The organism is Thermovibrio guaymasensis, from assembly GCF_003633715.1.
GTDB lineage: Bacteria > Aquificota > Aquificia > Desulfurobacteriales > Desulfurobacteriaceae > Thermovibrio > Thermovibrio guaymasensis.
On sequence record NZ_RBIE01000001.1, the window covers coordinates 612,638 to 629,032 of the forward strand.

General features: G+C 44.4%; 18 protein-coding genes. 11 read left to right on the top strand and 7 right to left on the bottom strand.

What is annotated here, in order from left to right; all coding sequences use genetic code 11:
• The first annotated feature begins 11 nt into the window (after positions 1-11).
• Genes folP through ftsY form a run of 9 tightly spaced genes read left to right on the top strand, consistent with a single transcriptional unit; the run spans position 12 to position 9,822 of the window.
• The gene (gene folP / locus C7457_RS03300) at positions 12-1,223 is read left to right on the top strand and encodes a dihydropteroate synthase (protein ID WP_121170014.1); all 1,212 of its coding nucleotides are present in this window, start codon (positions 12-14) and stop codon (positions 1,221-1,223) included.
• Complete coding sequence (gene cdaA / locus C7457_RS03305; protein WP_121170015.1) at positions 1,217-2,026, top strand: diadenylate cyclase CdaA; 810 nt, start codon at positions 1,217-1,219, stop codon at positions 2,024-2,026. Before folP ends, cdaA begins: the two co-directional genes overlap by 7 nt.
• Entirely contained in the window at positions 2,013-2,699 is a 687-nt protein-coding gene (locus C7457_RS03310) for a YbbR-like domain-containing protein (protein ID WP_121170016.1), read from the top strand. Before cdaA ends, C7457_RS03310 begins: the two co-directional genes overlap by 14 nt.
• Positions 2,644-3,990, top strand: a complete 1,347-nt coding sequence (glmM, locus tag C7457_RS03315; RefSeq protein WP_121170017.1) for a phosphoglucosamine mutase — start codon at positions 2,644-2,646, stop codon at positions 3,988-3,990. Before C7457_RS03310 ends, glmM begins: the two co-directional genes overlap by 56 nt.
• A gap of 9 nt (positions 3,991-3,999) precedes the next feature.
• On the top strand, positions 4,000-5,883 hold the full coding sequence (locus C7457_RS03320) for a DUF3857 domain-containing protein (RefSeq protein WP_121170018.1): 1,884 nt from the start codon (positions 4,000-4,002) through the stop codon (positions 5,881-5,883).
• 23 nt (positions 5,884-5,906) lie between these two features.
• Positions 5,907-6,875, top strand: a complete 969-nt coding sequence (gene tsaD / locus C7457_RS03325) for a tRNA (adenosine(37)-N6)-threonylcarbamoyltransferase complex transferase subunit TsaD (RefSeq protein ID WP_121170019.1) — start codon at positions 5,907-5,909, stop codon at positions 6,873-6,875.
• Positions 6,860-7,324: a GIY-YIG nuclease family protein gene (locus C7457_RS03330; RefSeq protein WP_170137340.1), complete on the top strand. Its 465-nt coding sequence runs from the start codon at positions 6,860-6,862 to the stop codon at positions 7,322-7,324. Before tsaD ends, C7457_RS03330 begins: the two co-directional genes overlap by 16 nt.
• A complete protein-coding gene (gene trpD / locus C7457_RS03335; protein ID WP_121170021.1) occupies positions 7,303-8,334 on the top strand; it encodes an anthranilate phosphoribosyltransferase in 1,032 nt (343 codons plus the stop codon). Before C7457_RS03330 ends, trpD begins: the two co-directional genes overlap by 22 nt.
• Before the next feature lie 60 nt (positions 8,335-8,394).
• Entirely contained in the window at positions 8,395-9,822 is a 1,428-nt protein-coding gene (gene ftsY, locus C7457_RS03340) for a signal recognition particle-docking protein FtsY (protein ID WP_121170022.1), read from the top strand.
• Here ftsY and C7457_RS03345 read toward each other — a convergent pair.
• The 7 genes from C7457_RS03345 to moaCB all read right to left on the bottom strand — a co-directional run bounded on the left by C7457_RS03345 (position 9,809) and on the right by moaCB (position 15,030).
• Complete coding sequence (locus C7457_RS03345) at positions 9,809-10,015, bottom strand: hypothetical protein (RefSeq protein WP_121170023.1); 207 nt, start codon at positions 10,013-10,015, stop codon at positions 9,809-9,811. The two genes, ftsY and C7457_RS03345, sit on opposite strands and share 14 nt — an antisense overlap.
• 98 nt (positions 10,016-10,113) lie before the next feature.
• On the bottom strand, positions 10,114-11,307 hold the full coding sequence (locus C7457_RS03350) for an ABC transporter permease (protein ID WP_121170024.1): 1,194 nt from the start codon (positions 11,305-11,307) through the stop codon (positions 10,114-10,116).
• Positions 11,304-12,494 (bottom strand): ABC transporter permease, encoded by a 1,191-nt coding sequence (locus tag C7457_RS03355; RefSeq protein WP_121170025.1) that lies wholly within the window; start codon positions 12,492-12,494, stop codon positions 11,304-11,306. The genes C7457_RS03350 and C7457_RS03355 overlap by 4 nt, the downstream gene beginning before the upstream one ends.
• Positions 12,491-13,180 (bottom strand): ABC transporter ATP-binding protein, encoded by a 690-nt coding sequence (locus C7457_RS03360; RefSeq protein ID WP_121170026.1) that lies wholly within the window; start codon positions 13,178-13,180, stop codon positions 12,491-12,493. Before C7457_RS03360 ends, C7457_RS03355 begins: the two co-directional genes overlap by 4 nt.
• Before the next feature lie 23 nt (positions 13,181-13,203).
• Positions 13,204-13,563, bottom strand: a complete 360-nt coding sequence (locus tag C7457_RS03365) for a molybdenum cofactor biosynthesis protein MoaE (protein WP_121170027.1) — start codon at positions 13,561-13,563, stop codon at positions 13,204-13,206.
• Positions 13,532-14,122: an NTP transferase domain-containing protein gene (gene mobA, locus C7457_RS03370; protein ID WP_121170028.1), complete on the bottom strand. Its 591-nt coding sequence runs from the start codon at positions 14,120-14,122 to the stop codon at positions 13,532-13,534. The genes C7457_RS03365 and mobA overlap by 32 nt, the downstream gene beginning before the upstream one ends.
• A complete protein-coding gene (moaCB, locus tag C7457_RS03375; RefSeq protein WP_121170029.1) occupies positions 14,119-15,030 on the bottom strand; it encodes a bifunctional molybdenum cofactor biosynthesis protein MoaC/MoaB in 912 nt (303 codons plus the stop codon). The genes mobA and moaCB overlap by 4 nt, the downstream gene beginning before the upstream one ends.
• Before the next feature lie 55 nt (positions 15,031-15,085).
• Between moaCB and ccsA the strand changes: the two genes are divergently transcribed.
• Positions 15,086-15,772 (top strand): cytochrome c biogenesis protein CcsA, encoded by a 687-nt coding sequence (gene ccsA, locus C7457_RS03380; protein WP_121170030.1) that lies wholly within the window; start codon positions 15,086-15,088, stop codon positions 15,770-15,772.
• Positions 15,762-16,394, top strand: a complete 633-nt coding sequence (locus tag C7457_RS03385) for a hypothetical protein (RefSeq protein WP_121170031.1) — start codon at positions 15,762-15,764, stop codon at positions 16,392-16,394. The genes ccsA and C7457_RS03385 overlap by 11 nt, the downstream gene beginning before the upstream one ends.
• Position 16,395: the final 1 nt, after the last annotated feature.

Sequence of the window (16,395 nt, forward strand, 5' to 3'; positions counted from 1 at the left end):
GTTGGCTAAAAGTGAAGGTAAGAGTAAAGGAGTTTAAAGACAAGGCTTCTTTAAAGGAGTATCTCCTATCTTTGGGCAATACTACTCAAGGGGCCGAGATCCTCTCGTCAAAGGGAAAAGTTTTCTTATTTGAATTAGACGGGGTTGATACGAGGGCTGCCAACATTTTAAAGCAGGACGCAATTTCTGTCGGTGGTGACTGTGCCGTTCCGAGGAAGGCATCTTCCTTTGAAAAGGGCTACTGGAAGGTTTTGCTCGTTGTAAACGGTAGAGAGCTTGATAAGTTAACTGAGAAGTTGGAGAAACAACCCTTCGGTTTGAGGAAGCTCTCTTTAAAGTTAAGGGAAACTTTAAAGAACTACCTAAAGGACTCTTTCATCCTCTCCTATAGGGGAAAGGAGCTTCCCCTCTCTGAGCCCGTTGTTATGGGGATTTTAAACGCTACTCCAGATTCTTTTTCTGATGGCGGGAAATACACTTCCCTTGATTCAGCAGTTAAAAGGGCTGAGGAGATAATCTCTCAAGGCGGTAAGATCGTTGATGTCGGTGGGGAGTCAACCAGGCCGGGGGCTCCTCCAGTTCCCCTTGAGGAGGAGTTAAGGAGGGTTATTCCTGTTATAAGGGAGATAAGGAAGAAATTGGGAGATAACTTCTTTATTTCCATTGATACCTATAAAGCTGAAGTTGCCCGTCAAGCCCTCCTTGAAGGAGCAGATATGGTTAACGACGTAAGCGCCTTAAGGTTTGATCCAAAGATGGCCGAGGTTGTCTCCTCCTTCGGATGTCCGGTTGTAATTATGCACATGAAGGGAACACCAAGAGATATGCAGAAGAATCCCCACTACGAGGACGTAGTTTCTGAGATATGCGATTTCTTTGAGGAGAGAATTTCCTTTGCGCTTGAGAGAGGGGTAAGTAGGGATAAAATTATCCTTGACCCAGGAATAGGCTTTGGAAAAAGGTTAATTGAGGATAACCTCTGCATTTTAAAGAGGTTCTCGGAGTTCAGAGTTTTTGGCCTTCCCCTTCTAATAGGAGCTTCAAGGAAAAGCTTTATAGGAGCAATTACTGGAGTTGAGAATCCTGAAGATAGACTAGCGGGAAGCCTTGGAGCAATAGCTCCTGCTTTTTATAGAGGGGCGAAAATTTTTAGGGTTCACGACGTAAAGGAGACTTACGATTTCCTAAAACTCCTTTACGAAGTTGAGAGGGCTAAGTGCTGAATTTTATTCCTAAGGTAACTTTCTGGGACATCGTTGATATTCTCGTTGTTGCTTTTCTTACCTATAGGGTTTTCATCTACCTATCCCAGACTAGGGCTGTTCAGATCTTAATAGGCCTTATGGTGGTTCTCCTTTTATCTGCAGTTGCTAAGTTGTTCCACCTCTACACCCTTTCTTTCATATTCAATAACCTGTTAACGATCGGCATTTTCGCACTCATCGTTATCTTTCAGCCTGAAATAAGGAGAATTCTTGCAAGGATTGGAGAGAAGCAGTTTGGAATCTTTACATCTGAAGAGGAGGCTGAGAGGGTAATTGAGGAGATAGTTAGGGCCTGTGCGACGATGTCTGAAGATAGGATTGGAGCTCTAATAGTAGTTGAGAGGGAAGTTAACCTTGATAACTACGTTGAATCCGGGACTTTCATTGACGGTAAGGTGAGTAAAGAACTTCTGGTTACGCTCTTTTGGCCGGGAACTCCCCTTCACGATGGAGCTACAATAATTAGGAAGGACAGGATCTATAAGTCTGGTGCCTTCCTGCCCCTCACGTTAAACCCTAACCTTCCCCAAACTGTAGGAACCCGCCACAGGGCAGCAATAGGCATAACTGAAGAGACCGATGCAGTAGCAGTTGTCGTTTCTGAGGAAACAGGAGCTATCTCTATTTCCTACTCTGGAAAGTTAATTAAGAACCTTGATCCGTCTAAACTTAAGAAGGTTCTCAAAGGTCTTCTGGTTAAGAGAGTGGAGAGGAGAAAGTTTAACTTCGACCTTTTGAGGAAATCTGATGAAGAGGTTTAGTGAGTTTTTCCTTAGGAACCTTCACTATAAGGTTCTTTCTTTAATCTTTGCAGTTCTCTTCTGGTTTTTGGCTACTAACAAGGAAGTTACTGAAACTACCGTAAGGCTGGAGATTAAGCCTATTGCTACTGGAAATTACAGGGTTATAGACTATACTCCTAAGAAATTAACCTTCCTCGTTGAAGGCTACCGAAAGGAGCTGGTAAGGTTAAAGGAGCTTAAAGAGGTTTACTTTAAACTTCCTCCTGAGTTGGCCAAGGAGAATGGTTGGGTAAGAGTAAAGTTGAACAAGGATGACTTCAACTTGGGATCTTCTGTAAGGATAAAGAGAGTAAAGCCTTCTGAGATTGAAGTGAAGGTTGAGAAGCTGGTCCTAGTTACTGTTCCGGTCGTGGCTAAGTTGAAGAATTTGCCCAAAGGGGTTCGTTTAGAACTTCACCCCAACTATGCCATTATTTCACTTCCTGAAGAGCTCAAGGAAATACCGATATCTGTAGAGACGGAGGAAGTTGACCTAAAAGGAGTAAAATTGCCTGCTGAGTTTGTAGTTCCCCTCAGCTCAAAGTTCCAAACTGAGCCTAAGAAGGTAAAGGTTGTAGTAAAGAGTGGAGGAGAGAATGAAGGTGAAAAGGAAGCTCTTTGGGACGGACGGAATAAGGGGAATAGCAAATAAGTTTCCCCTTACTCCTGAAATGGTTCAGAAGATCGGTTTCTCCTACGGTTTTTACCTTAAATCAAAGTACCCAGAAAAGAGGCATACAGTCGTTGTAGGTAAGGATACTCGCCTCTCCTCAGATATGATAAAGGCTGCTCTGATAAGCGGTTTAACTTCTGCTGGAGTTGATGTTGTTGATGTTGGAGTAGTTCCGACTCCTGCTATCTCTTTCTTGATTGGGGAAGGCTTCTTTTCCGGCGGAGTGATGGTTTCAGCCTCACACAATCCTTACGAGTATAACGGTTTAAAGTTCTTTAACTGTGAAGGGAAGAAGTTCTCCGAGGCAGAAGAGGGAGGATTAGAGCTTGTAGTCTTTAATAAGTACGAACTCCCTAAAGCGGAGCCTTCGGAAATCGGAATGGTCTTTGACGGTTATAACTTAGTTGAAGCCTACAAGAAGTTCCTTGAAAGTGCGAGCCGTTACTTGGCGGGCCTCAAGGTTGGCCTTGACTGTGCAAACGGCGCAACTTTCCAGATAGCCCCTGAAGTCTTTAGCTCTTTAGGCGCTAAAGTCTTCGTCTTCAACGCCGAACCTGACGGTAAGAACATAAATGACGGCTGCGGAGCTCTCCACCCTGAACTTTTAGCCCAGAAAGTTAAAGAGCTTAACCTTCAGTTGGGCTTTGCCTACGATGGAGATGGAGATAGGTGTGTGGCCGTAGATGAAAAGGGAAACGTCGTTGATGGGGATAAGTTAATAGGCCTTTTGGCGGCCCACTATGGCGACAGATGTAAAGACGTTGTTGCTACCGTTATGAGTAACGTTGGTTTAGAGCTTTTCCTTGAAAAGCTCGGTCTAAGGCTTCACAGGACGGGAGTAGGTGACAGGTTGGTCTCTGAGAAGATGGAGGAGGTGGGAGCTCTCGTAGGCGGCGAGCAGTCAGGCCACATAATACTGAGGGATTACCTACCTACCGGAGACGGAATTTTAACCTCTTTAGTTGTTGCATCCCTCGTTAAGTCCCTCCGTAAACCTTTAAGTGAGATAGTTTCACAGATAGAACTCTACCCTCAAAAGCTCAGAAACGTTAGGGTTAAGGAAAAACCACCAATTGAGAGTTTAGAGAAGCTCCAGAGTGCAATTAAAGAGGCACAAAAGGAGCTAGAAGGAAGGGGGAGGGTTCTAGTCCGTTACTCCGGGACGGAACCTCTACTCAGGATAATGGTTGAGGCCGACAGTGAAGAGTTAATAGATAGGATAATAGAGATGATAGAGAGAGCAGTTAGAGAGGAGGGAATTGCCCTTTAAGGAGGAAAGATGTTAAAGAGACGGCTTCTAATCGCCCTTTTTGTTGTTCTTTTCCCTCTCCTTTCCTTTGCCGGAGAGTTTGGAGCTGAGGTTCTGTACGACAAGTGTTCTGTAAAGTTCTTTCCCAATGGAAGGAGCATTTGGAGGGAAGAGAAGGCAGTTAAGATACTTGATAAGAGAGGGATAAAGGAGTTTGGAGAAGTAGTTATACCCTTTTCAACAGAACACCAGAGACTTAAAATCCTCTACGCCTATACAGTTACTCCCAGCGGTAAGGTCGTTAAGCCTAACAAAAAGGCCTTTAACATCGTTTACCCTCCCTTTGTCTCAGAGGCTCCTATTTACTCAGATTTAAAGTATCAGACGATATCTATGCCTGCAGTCTCTCCAGGTTCCATTGTTAAGTATGCCTATGAGCTTGAGACCTTTAAACCCTACATGAAAAATAACTTCTGGACTACAAATTACTTTCAGGACTTCTTTCCCGTTAAAGAGGCAACTTTTACTGCTTACATTCCTAAAGGCCACTACTACAAGTACAAGGCCTACCATATGGAGGGAGATGAAGGAAAGCCGAAAGTAGAGGAAGGAAAGAATTACACAGTTTTAAAGTGGGAGCTTCACAACGTCCCTCCAATCCACAAAGAGAGGAATATGCCCCCTTACGGCGAGATTGCGAAGAAGGTATCTATAACCTCTATTAAGAGCTGGGATGATGTTGCAAAGTGGTACTCAGACCTTGCCCGTGAGTCCCTTAAGCCAGATAAATTGGTGAGAGAAACTGCCCTTGAGTTAACGAAAGACAAGAAGACTTTAGAGGAGAAGATTAGGGCAATCTACAACTTTGTTTCCCAGAATATACGCTACGTTGGAATGGAGTTTGGAATAAACGGTTATAAACCCCACAGGGCGGGAGAAGTTTTAAGGAACCGCTACGGAGACTGTAAGGACCACGCTACTCTCTTAGTGTCAATGCTTAAAGTGATAGGAGTTAAGGGATATCCCGTTCTGATTCCTACTCTCTCAAAGGCCAACACGGACCCTGAAATGCCGATGCCTACGGCCTTTAACCACGAAATTGCTGCTATAAAGTGGAAGGGTAAACTCCTCTTCCTTGATACGACTTCCGACTACGTTCCTTTTGGCTACCTTCCCCCTTCTGATCAGGGAAGGACAACTCTTTTAGTTGACGTAGATTCTTCCAAAGGGTTTTTAGAGGAAACTCCTGTTTACCCTCCCTCTGCAAACGTTGAGGGCTTTTCAGGTAGATTTAAACTTTTGCCCTTTGGAGCTCTAAGGGGGAACTTTAAGTTTACTTACACCGGAATTTACTCAGTGATAGAGAGGGCAAGACTTTCTGAAATGACTCCTCTCCAGATAAGAAGGCACGTTGATGAGCTTGCATCAAAGGTTTCTCCCGGATTTAACGTTGATAAGTTCAAAATCTCAAACTACAGGGACTTGAACGTTCCGGACGTTTTTATAGAGATTGAGGGGAAAGATAGCTCTTACGGGACTATAACATCCCACACTCTCCTTGCCAAGTTCCCGTCTCCCGACTTTAGCCGCATAGTTTCCCTCGTTGCTGCAAAGGAGAGGAAGTACCCCTTCGTAGTCGGGTATAAGATGGAGAAAGAAGTTGTGTCTTCGGTAAAGCTCCCATCAGGTTATAAACTCCTCTTTAAACCGGAAGACCTCACTTTCAAAAACAGAGTGGGTTTCCTGAAGTTAAACTGGACTCAAAAGGGAGATACCCTTACCCTTAGGGCTAAGATGGTTTTGAATAAGAGAATTGTTCCTCCAGATGAGTACAGGGATTTGAGGGAGTTCTTTAACTATACCGTTAAGAGTTTGAGAAATCAGGTAATTGTTTTAAAGAAGGTTGAAAATTGAAAAAGAAATTTGTGGAGGAGTAGTTGCTCGTTTTAGGTATAGATACTTCCTGTGACGACACTTCTGTTTCAGTTTACGACGCTAAGGAGAATAGGGTTCTATCAAACATAGTCTCTTCCCAGTACTCCTTTCATAGGGAGTTCGGAGGAGTTGTCCCTGAAATTGCTGCAAGGAAACACGCTGAGAATATAGACTTGGTCTTTGAAGAGGCTTTGGAGGTTGCTGGAGTAGGAGTTAAGGATTTAAATCTAATATCAGTTACAAACCGTCCAGGCCTTCTACCTGCCCTCCTTGTAGGACTTACTTTTGGTAAAGGACTTGCCTACAGCCTATCTGTTCCCTTTAAGGCCGTTCACCACATAGAGGCCCACATTTTCTCCCCCTTCATAGGTAGTGAACCTGAGTACCCCTTTATTGCCCTCGTTGTAAGCGGAGGTCACACCCTTATAGTTTTAGTTGAAGGGTTTGGAAGTTACAGTCTCCTTGGGAAGACCCTTGATGATGCAGTTGGAGAGGCCTACGATAAGGTTGCAAAGCTCCTCGGCCTTGGCTATCCAGGAGGACCTGTAATAGATAGGCTATACAGGGAGTATGATGGGAAGTACTTGGAGCTTCCAAAACCTAAAGTAAAGGGCTTCAACTACAGCTTTAGCGGAATAAAGACTGCAGTTAGACGTTTGGTTGAAAAGGGTTATCCGGCTGAGCAAGTGGCCGCTTCCTTCCAGGAGACTGCAGTTTCTTACCTAATAGGTAAACTTAAAAAGGCCTTAAAGGAAACTGGAGTAAGGAGGGTTGCGGTTTCAGGGGGAGTTTCTGCAAACTCCTTGCTGAGGGAAAGGTTAAAGGAGCTTGATGTTGACCTCTACCTTCCTCCCTTAGAGTACACTTCTGACAACGGAGCTATGGTTGCCTACGTAGGTTATAGGAGGTTCTTAATTGAAGGAGAAGATACTCTGGAGGTTGGAGCATTAGCCCGTTGCCCGATAAGTTAAAGGGAACTTACGTCCTGGAGTTTTTAATCCTTCAGGAGTTAAATCTTAGAGTGAGGAGTGGAAAGGAGTTTTTCCTCTTTCCCGGCCTTTACGCCTACGTAGGTTCTGCCTTTGGTTCGGGAGGGATACCGTCCCGACTTTACCGCCACCTTAAGAGGGAGAAAAAGAGGCACTGGCACCTTGACTTTATAACGACTTCTCCTTACTTCTCTCCCCTCCTTGCAGTTGTTATTCCTAACTTAAGGGTAGAGTGTGAAGTTGCAGGCTTCATCTCTAAGTTCGGCTCTCCCGTACCCTCTTTCGGCTCTTCTGACTGCCCGTGTACTTCTCACCTGTTTTCTGTGAGAAGTCTTGAGGAAGTCAACTCTGGACTTTTAAAAAAGTTCAGCAGTGCTAAAATTTTCAAAACCAGCCAACTGGAGAGGGTATGGAGTTTAAAGAGCTCTTAAACAGACTCGTTGAAGGTCAAGACCTTTCCTATGATGAGAGTAAAGATCTCTTTAAATCGGTAATGGAAGGGGAGCTAACTGACGTTCAGATAGCCGGTATTCTGGTTTCTCTAAGGTGTAAAGGAGAGACTGTTGATGAGATTTCCGGAGCTGCCTCAGTTATGAGGGAGAAGGCTACCAGGGTTCCCATTTCAGAGGAAATCAGGAGCAGACTTGTTGATACCTGTGGGACCGGAGGGGATCAGAAGGGGACCTTTAACATTTCCACAACCGTTGCTCTGGTTGTTGCTGCCTGCGGAGTTCCTGTTGCAAAGCACGGCAACCGTTCTGTAACAAGCAGGTGTGGTAGCGCAGACATCTTGGAGAGTTTTGGCGTTAGGATAGACTTGACGCCTGAGCAGGTTGCAAAGTGTATAGAGGAGCTTAACTTCGGTTTTATGTTTGCTCCCAGGTTCCATCCGGCGATGGCTTCCGTCGTTCGTCCCCGCAGGGAGCTTGGAATAAGGACGATTTTTAACGTTTTAGGTCCTCTGACAAATCCTGCAGGTGCAAAGAGGCAACTTATGGGAGTTTACTCTGAGGAGTTGACTGAAAAGTTGGCGGAAGTCCTTTCTAAACTTGGTTCTCAGAGGGCCTTTGTAGTTCACGGTAAGGACGGAATAGATGAGATAACGATAACTGGAAGTACAAAAGTAACTGAGCTCAGTAATGGAGAGATAAAGAGTTACATCGTTAACCCTGAGGACTTTGGTCTGAGGAGAGCTCCCCTCTCAGAGATTCTCGCAGGTGAGACCCTTGAGGAAAATAGGGAGATAGTTAGGAGAGTTTTAACTGGTGAGGAGAGGGGAGCAAAGAGGGACGTTGTTGCCCTCAACTCAGCCTTTGCCCTCCTTGCTGCAGGTTCAGTTTCCTCCGTTGAGGAGGGGATAGGGAGGGCTATTTCTGTAATGGAAGAAGGTAAACCCTACGAGCTCCTCTGTAGGCTCGTAAAGCTTACAAACAGCTTCTAAGTTGCCCTTTTCCCCTTTTTGCCTATACTCTTTAGTGAACTCAAGCTGAAGGAGTAGTGGATGTTTGGATTTTTTAGAAGGAAGCCCTCTTTAAAGGAGGAGCTCAAGAAAAACCCCAACCAACCTGAAAAGTGGTTAAAGCTTGCCCAGGAAAGAGAAAAGGAGGCTCCAGAGGCCCTGTATAATGCCCTTATCTACAGCGGTGGGGAGCTCGTTGATTCAGTAGCAAAGACTTTAAAGAACCTTGTTATCTATAGGGAGTTTGAACCGTACCTTGAGAAGATAGAGAAGGAGCTTGGAAAGGAGTATTCCTCATTCTTTGAAGGAATGGCCCAAGAGTACAGGGGTAACCTTCAAGCTGCAAGGAACCTCTACGATGTGGCAAGGAACTCGGCCAATCCTTTACTCTCCTTCCTCTCTTCTTACCACATCGCCCTTCTTTACATGAAGGAGGGGCTTTATGAATTCGCCTACAAAGTCTTCAAAGAGCTTGAGGGTAAAGTTCCTCAGGAGTACGAGTTTGACTACACTGTTAAGAAGAGGGAAGTTGAGGAGAAGTTAGGATTAACCGGTTCAAGGATTTTAAAGACTTTTAAAGAGGGACTAAAAAAGACCAGAGACGCCCTTGGGCTTTCGGATTTTAGGGGAAGAAAGGTAGATGAGAGCCTCTTTGAAGAACTTGAGGAGAGGTTAATTCTGGCCGACGTCGGAGTTAACGCAACTATGGAGCTTGTGGATTACTTAAAGAGGGAGGCTAAAAAGAGGAAGTTAAAGAGCTCCGACCAGCTCCTTGAGCTTTTAAAGGAGAAGTTAAAGGAGATTCTAGTTAATTGTAGGGGTGAAATTAACCTATCTGAGAAACCTTCGGTTATATTAGTTCTTGGAGTTAACGGGGTTGGAAAGACTACAACCATCGGAAAGCTTGCAAAACAGTTAAAGGACAGGGGATACTCCGTAGTCCTTGCTGCTGCCGACACCTTCCGAGCAGCTGCGATTGAGCAGCTTGAAGTCTGGGCCGATAGGGCTGGAGTAAGAATAGTTAAGGCTTCGGAAGGAACGGACCCAGCAGCCGTTGTCTATGATGCGATTCAGAGTGTAAAAGCCAAAGAGGACGACGTTTTAATAGTTGACACTGCCGGAAGGCTTCACAATAAAGAGAGGTTAATGAAGGAAATCCACAAGATAAAGAAGGTTATAGGAAGGGAGTTTCCCGGTCAACCTGCTGAAATTCTTCTCGTTCTTGATGCCAATACGGGTCAGAACGCCATAAGTCAAGCCAAGGCCTTTAAGGAGATAACCGACGTTACAGGAATAGCCCTTACAAAGCTTGACGGAACGGCAAAGGGAGGAATAGTAATTGCAATCTGCAACGAGCTTAAGATTCCTATAAAGCTCGTTGGAATTGGGGAGAAGATAGAGGACCTCCGTCCCTTTGACCCTGAAGAGTTCGTAGAGGGGCTTTTTGAGGAGGAGCCTAGCACTCAATAGCTCTTCCCTCCCCTTTCTTGTTTCCTTTTTCTCTAACCTGGTAGTAGGGGCACTTAGGATTAGTGCAAACGAGGGCTTCTAATTTTCCGGTCTTTTTAAGTGAGACAGGTGAGCCGCACATCGGACAGAACCTGTCAAGGAAAGTGAGGAGCTCCGGATAGGGTGTAAATACAGTTTTCTGATAGTTCCTCATAATCCCCTCCTCCTTTTAAATTACTGATGTTAAACCTTTAAAGGGACAAAACCTGTCCTATATAAGGAGATTTGAAGTAATGAGTTTGTTAGCTTTTCTTAGGTTTCTTTCAGTATCTCTTTTGGATCAAAGGATGAGGCCCTTAAAGCAGGGTAAACTCCGGAGATCGTTCCTACAAGTCCAGCCAGAAGGAGCGATATAAGAGCTCCCCTTAAAGGAACAAACGTGCCCCAACCGGCAAAGGTTGAAACGGCTAAAACGATTAGGGATGAAAGAAGAGCTCCCCCAATACCTCCAATCAAGGAAAGAACTACTGATTCAATTAAGAACTGTAGGGCTATCTCCAGCCTGGTTGCTCCAAAGGTCCTCTTTACTCCAATTTCCACCAGCCTTTCGTAGACGGATAGGATCATTACTCCGAGAATCCCTAGAGCTCCTACTCCGAAGGAGATAGAAGAGACTATGAGGGATAGTTTTGAGAAGATCTCCATGGCCTGTTTTTGCGTATTAATTAAGTCTTCAAATTTATTTACGCTGAAGTCCTTTTTTCCGTGCCTTTTTATTAGGAACTCTTCTACTTCCCTCTTTACTTTTTCAATTTCTGCTCCTTCAGAGGGCAGTAAGTATATTCCATCTACGTAGTCAACGTTTGAAATCCTCTTAACTGCCGAGGATAGAGGGATGTAAACCCTTTCATCAAGGTTCTCTCCGCTTAGGTCGGTTCCCCTCTTTTCCATTACTCCAACAATTCTGTAAGGGGCGTTAAAGAGGTATATAACCTTCCCTACTGGACACTCTTCACCGTAGAGCTTCTTTGCCACCTCGTAGCCCAGAACCGCCCTTTGGGCAATTTCCTCGTTGTCTTCTTTACTTAAAAACCTTCCGCATATAGGTTTGTAGTCTGCGATTTTTGAGTAAGAAGGCCATACTCCATATACTTCGGCGGTAATTCTCTTTCCCATGTAGTGGACGTTAGGTGAAACTTTCTTGTAAGGGGAGACCTCCTCCACATCTGGGCACTTCTTTTTTATCTCCTCTGCGTCCTTAACCTTTAGAGTTGGGTAGAAGGAGAGCTGAACAGTTCTACCTCCGAGGTTTTTAACCTCCCCCGGTAAGATTACTAAAACTCGGGAACCTAACTTTCCTATTGCCCTTTCCACCTTTAACTTCATCGCTTGGGTTATTCCCATCATGAGGGATAGAGAGAAAACCCCTATTGCTATTCCAAGTATTGAGAGAATTAGCCTTTTCTTGTTCTCTTTAAAGTAGCTAACTAAGCTCTTTAACTTCATGCTTTTTTCCTCAAAGCTCTTACAGGCTCAAATCCGGCTGCTTTCCTTGCGGGGAAGTAAACTGCAAACAGGCTTACTGCAACTGCAAACAGCGGAGCTATTATAAAGGCTTTAATCGGGTAAACTACTGGAATGTTAAGTTTAGGTAGAATCCACTTAATCGCCAGGATTCCTATTAGAGAACCTGCAACTGAGGAGATTACGGCTACGATTAGAGACTCACTTAAGAAAAAGTACGTAACTTCCTTTTTCGTAGCTCCAAGGGCTTTCCTCAGTCCTACTTCCCACTCCCTCGTGTAAACGTTAACGTAGAAGATGGAGGAGAGGACGAAGCCTCCGACTACGAGGGCAGTTAAAGAGGCAATTCCTAGGAATAGGGCTAAAGTGGCAGAAAGCATAGAGAGGAACTTCTTTACGACAACCGGAGTTATTATCATAAACTCATCAGGTTTGTGGTTTCTAAGTAAAATTTTCCTGGTTTCCTCAACGATTCTGTCGTAGTCGTTAAGGTTTAATACTCTAAACCTTATGACGCTCACTTTATCGTAAGTTTTCTCTATCGTTTTATCAAAGACCCGATAGGGGGTAAAGAGCCTGTTGTCAAGGTTGTGTCCGTTAGGAGTTTTTCCCTTCTTCTCGTAGACTCCTACCACCTTTAGAGGAGTTTTCCCCACCAGGATAATTTTCCCGATTGGATTTTTCCCCGGCCAGAAGAAGTCGCTAACGTCGTGACCTACGACTGCTACTTTCCTTAGCTCCCTAAAGTCTTCCTCTGTAAATCCCCTTCCTAGTTCAATCCTATAGTTCCACGAGGTAAACCAGTTTTCCCCGACTCCAAAGACGGACGAAAACTTTGGATTTTCGCCGTTTGAGATCATTGTCGGTTTTACTATTCCGTAGGTTAGGGCAAATATTCCTTCAAGTTTTTGAATCTGGGCAACGTCCTTTAGGCTTAAGTTCTGAAAGGAGGAGCGAGGTCCTCTCTTTACCGAGCCTGAAATTATTAAAACGGAGTCGGGACCGAGTTTCTCTATTACCTTTTTGGCCTGGAGGGAGCTCCCCTCAATGGCGGCTACGATTAAAACCAAAGAGACAACGCCGAAGAGGATTCCTAGAACTCCGAAAACAGTCCTTACTTTACTGTAAAGGAGAGAAGAGATTAGTTCCTTCAGTATAAAGAGCTTCATTCTTCTACTTTTCCGTCCCTTATCTTTATGACTCTATCTGCGTACGAAGCAACCGTTGGGTCGTGGGTTACAAGAACTATTGTCTTTCCTTCCCTGTTAAGTTCCTTAAAAATTTCCATTACTTTTTTTCCCGATTTGCTATCAAGCTGTCCCGTCGGCTCATCTGCAAGGATTACTTCAGGGTAGTTCATTAGAGCCCTTGCGATTGCAACCCTCTGCTTCTGACCTCCTGAGAGTTCGCTAGGTTTAAAGTTTAACCTCTCTTCCATACCAAGCCTTTCAAGGAGCTCCTTTGCCCTCCCTTCGGGGCTTTTCCCCTTAAACCTCTCTTTCCTATCCTCTTTAGGTAAGTACTCTACCGGAACCAAGACGTTATCTAGGACTGATAGGTAAGGAATTAAATAGAAGGACTGGAATACAAATCCTATAAACTTTGCCCTCAGTTTTGAAATCTTATAGTCTGAGAGTGAGAAAACGTCAATCCCTTTCAGGAAATACTTACCTTCAGTAGGTCTATCAAGGGCTCCTAGTATATACATTAAAGTTGACTTTCCAGAACCTGAAGGTCCCATTATGGCTACAAATTCCCCTTCCTCTATCTTAAGGTTTATTCCCTTTAGGACTTCAACGTTTAAGTCTCCCTGCTTAAAAACTTTCCTAATGCCCTTAAGCTCAATTAAGGCCAACTTTTTCTCCCTTTGGAGTGGGCTTAAATTTCTTTCTCAACCACTACCTCTTCCTTTATTTTCCTGATTAAGTCTTCAAATGCGGGAAGGACGTCCTTCCTAAACCTTCCTCCAACAGCCACCAGCATAATGTCATCGCCAACCTTTAACTTCCCTTCATTTATCCATACTTCTATCGCTTCTATTCCTTCTCTGCTCTCAAGCTCTCTTACTACGTCTTTCAGCCTTTCCCTATCAACTGAGAGCTCCATTCCCTTCACCTTCTCTCCCTTTTTGGAGCTCCCCCTAACGATTCCGTTGTGAATTAGAATCATTCCCAGGTTTTCAGGTTTTGCCCTCTCTTTAATCCTCTCAATCAGCTCCTCTGCCGTTGGCTTTTTCATCTTCTCTCCCTAGAAAGAGGTTTCTGTACTCGTCAAAGTAGTTTAAGTTTGTAAAGCTTACTCCTTTAAAGTCAAAAAGTTTTACCTCTTTAACCTTTATTTCCCTGCTCTTTAGCCTCCTGTGGAGCTCCCTAACCCTGTGGACTCCTTCCCTTACCATCTCCTCAACTAACGGGAAGTTTTCCTTTTTTAAAACAGCAAACAGGTAGTTCCTCTCTATGAATGCAGGAGGTTCCTTCTCAGTTAAAAGCCTTAAGACCTCTGTCCTTATTAAAGGGCAGTCCCCCGGGAGTATTAAAACCCTTTCTCCCCTAGCCTCTTTAAGTGCGGTTAAGATTCCGTAGAGAGGGGAGTAGCCGGTAAATGGTTCTACTATCCACTTTGCCCCTTTAAACTCTTTCGGTTTTACCCCTTTTCCAACTATTAAGACTTCATCTGCAACCAATAGGGCCGATTTAACCGTTTTTTCAAGGAGGAGCTCCCCCAAAAGGGGAGCTATGAGCTTATTTTGGCCAAAGCGGGAGCTCTTCCCTCCGGCTAAAACGGCTGCCGTTATCAGTGGCCACCTCCTTGGGCCATCTTAAAGGCGTGTTTTATTAAGGGAGCAAAGCTCCTCAAGTTCTGCTCAACTGCCTTCCTAGAACCTGGAAGGTTTATGACCATACACTTTGGACTTAAAAAGCCAACCTTTCCCCTACTCATTATGGCTTTAGGGGTAAACTTTACTCCCAATACCCTCATAGCCTCTTCAAAACCGATCATCTCCTTCTTTAAGAGGGGCTCTGTAGCCTCCGGAGTAACGTCCCTTTCGCTAAATCCCGTTCCTCCGGTGGTAACGATTAAGTTAGCCCCTTTCTCCTCAAACTCCCTTATTGCCCTTTGGATTTCTTTAACGTCATCTGGAACTATTTTCCTTCCAATTACCTCTGCCCCAAACTCTTTTAAAATCTCCTCAGCCAAGGGGCCACTTTTATCTTCCCTATCTCCCCTTGCGGCAGAGTCGCTTACAGTTATGACTGCAGCAGTTAGGCCAGTTAAGTCTTCCGCCCAGTCGCTCTTCCCTCCGCTCTTGGATACTACTTGAACTCCCTCAATTACCATGTTCTTATCAAAGGCCTTACACATGTCAAAGATGTTAAGTAGTGCCATCATCACGGCGTTCATGGCTTCAACTTCGTAACCTGTTCTCCAGATTCCCCTAACTTCTGCTTCAACCTCTACGTAATCCTCCCCTACTTTAGTTTCAACTTCAATGTGATCAATAGGTATGGGGTGGCAGAAGGGCATTATGTCGGCTGTCTTTTTGGCACCGATTATCCCTGCAATTTGGGAAGCTGAAAGGACGTCACCTTTCGGGATTTTCTTTTCCAGAATTAGTTTTACTGTTTCTGGGGAAAGCTTTATCCTTCCCTTGGCTTTTGCCGTTCTTAAGTTGTTAAACTTGTAGGTAATGTCGGCCGTTTTCATTCCTTTACCTCCGGAGCTCTTTAAGACTAACAGTATTATATAAATCGGAGGGAGTATGGTTGAAAGGTTGATTCCTACTTTGGTTATCTCCCTAAACGTCCTTTACTTGTTTAGGGAAATTAGGTTTATTCACCTGTTAAGCGGTTTTCTACTTGGAGGCCTTTTAGTATACAGGAGCTTTAAGGTAGGCTATCCTCCCCTCTTTACGCCCTTTGACTCAATTTCCCTCTTCTCCTCCCTCTTTTTCGTTTCTGCTTACTTCCTTAAAGCCGGTAGGTCTACGTCCGTTTTAGGCATTCTCCTAACCCTTCCCCTAATACTTGTGAACCCTGGAGTTAGGGAAATCCCGCTGGTAGTGAGGACTCCCCTCTTCTTCCTTCACGTTGGGACGGCTTTTCTCTCTTACACTCTCTTCGTTCTCTCCTCCCTCTTTGCTCTCTACTCCTTAATTAGACGGGAACTCCCCTACATAAAACTCCTCCTTGTCGGCCACTACCTTTTCATTCTATCCCTCTTCTTTGGCGGAATCTGGGCATACCTTGCCTGGGGAGACATTTTCCCTTTAGAGCCCAAAACCTTCTTTTCCCTATTCCTTTGGCTCTTTGCTTCCTTGACCCTCCACTTAAAGTTTGAACCCTCTTTAAAAAGGTTCATCCCCTACTTTACTGTAGCCCTTGCACCCCTTGTTCTCTTTGTTTACCTTGGAGTTAACTACCTCTTCGGAGGAACCCATGGTTTTTAGGTCTGTTAAACTTTTCGCCTTTTTGGTTTTTACCTTTTTTCTCTCCGGTTTTTCTTCCCTCTTACTTTCCAGCGGTATTCTCCACTCTTTTGAAGTTCCCTATTTATTTCCTCTCTTTCCGCCCCTCCTGAAGCTCGGAATTGTTTCTCTTTTCCTTTCCCTTCTTCTTATTTCACTTCAGACCCTCTACTGTGCCATTTCTAACCGGTTTATTCCTCTAATTTTCCACTCCTTCCTTGCCTTTTCAACTTTTCTCGTTTTGCTTTTTCCCTTAACCTCTAAAACTTTTAGTTTCTACCTCTACCCCGGCACTTTTGTTGAGCTTGAGGGTAAAAAAGTTGCCCTTGAGGAGGTTTTCCCCTCTAGTAAAGGCTTTTACCTGAAAGTCTTTATTGAAGAGGGAGGTAAAAGGGAAGAGGGTAAAGTCTCTTTCAACTCCCCCTTCAAAAGCAGTTTTGGAACCCTTTGGTTTTCAGGAATTGATAGGAGCTCCCCTTACCCGGCCTTCAAGTTTAAACTCCTTGAGCCCACTCCTTTTCCTCTCTTTTTATTTTTGAGCGCTCTCTTAACTGTTTTGAGTGGATTGTTCTATACTTTAATTAGTCTTAAAAGGGAGGGATAAG

Excerpts from the sequence above, each read along its gene's own strand:
- C7457_RS03345 (WP_121170023.1), bottom strand. The coding sequence starts at position 10,015 with ATGAGGAACTATCAGAAAACTGTATTTACACCCTATCCGGAGCTCCTC.
- ccsA (WP_121170030.1), top strand. The coding sequence starts at position 15,086 with ATGGTTGAAAGGTTGATTCCTACTTTGGTTATCTCCCTAAACGTCCTT.
- C7457_RS03355 (WP_121170025.1), bottom strand. The coding sequence starts at position 12,494 with ATGAAGCTCTTTATACTGAAGGAACTAATCTCTTCTCTCCTTTACAGT.
- ftsY (WP_121170022.1), top strand. The coding sequence starts at position 8,395 with ATGTTTGGATTTTTTAGAAGGAAGCCCTCTTTAAAGGAGGAGCTCAAG.
- glmM (WP_121170017.1), top strand. The coding sequence starts at position 2,644 with ATGAAGGTGAAAAGGAAGCTCTTTGGGACGGACGGAATAAGGGGAATA.
- moaCB (WP_121170029.1), bottom strand. The coding sequence starts at position 15,030 with ATGAAAACGGCCGACATTACCTACAAGTTTAACAACTTAAGAACGGCA.
- C7457_RS03350 (WP_121170024.1), bottom strand. The coding sequence starts at position 11,307 with ATGAAGTTAAAGAGCTTAGTTAGCTACTTTAAAGAGAACAAGAAAAGG.
- C7457_RS03320 (WP_121170018.1), top strand. The coding sequence starts at position 4,000 with ATGTTAAAGAGACGGCTTCTAATCGCCCTTTTTGTTGTTCTTTTCCCT.
- C7457_RS03385 (WP_121170031.1), top strand. The coding sequence starts at position 15,762 with ATGGTTTTTAGGTCTGTTAAACTTTTCGCCTTTTTGGTTTTTACCTTT.
- C7457_RS03310 (WP_121170016.1), top strand. The coding sequence starts at position 2,013 with ATGAAGAGGTTTAGTGAGTTTTTCCTTAGGAACCTTCACTATAAGGTT.
- C7457_RS03365 (WP_121170027.1), bottom strand. The coding sequence starts at position 13,563 with ATGAAAAAGCCAACGGCAGAGGAGCTGATTGAGAGGATTAAAGAGAGG.
- trpD (WP_121170021.1), top strand. The coding sequence starts at position 7,303 with ATGGAGTTTAAAGAGCTCTTAAACAGACTCGTTGAAGGTCAAGACCTT.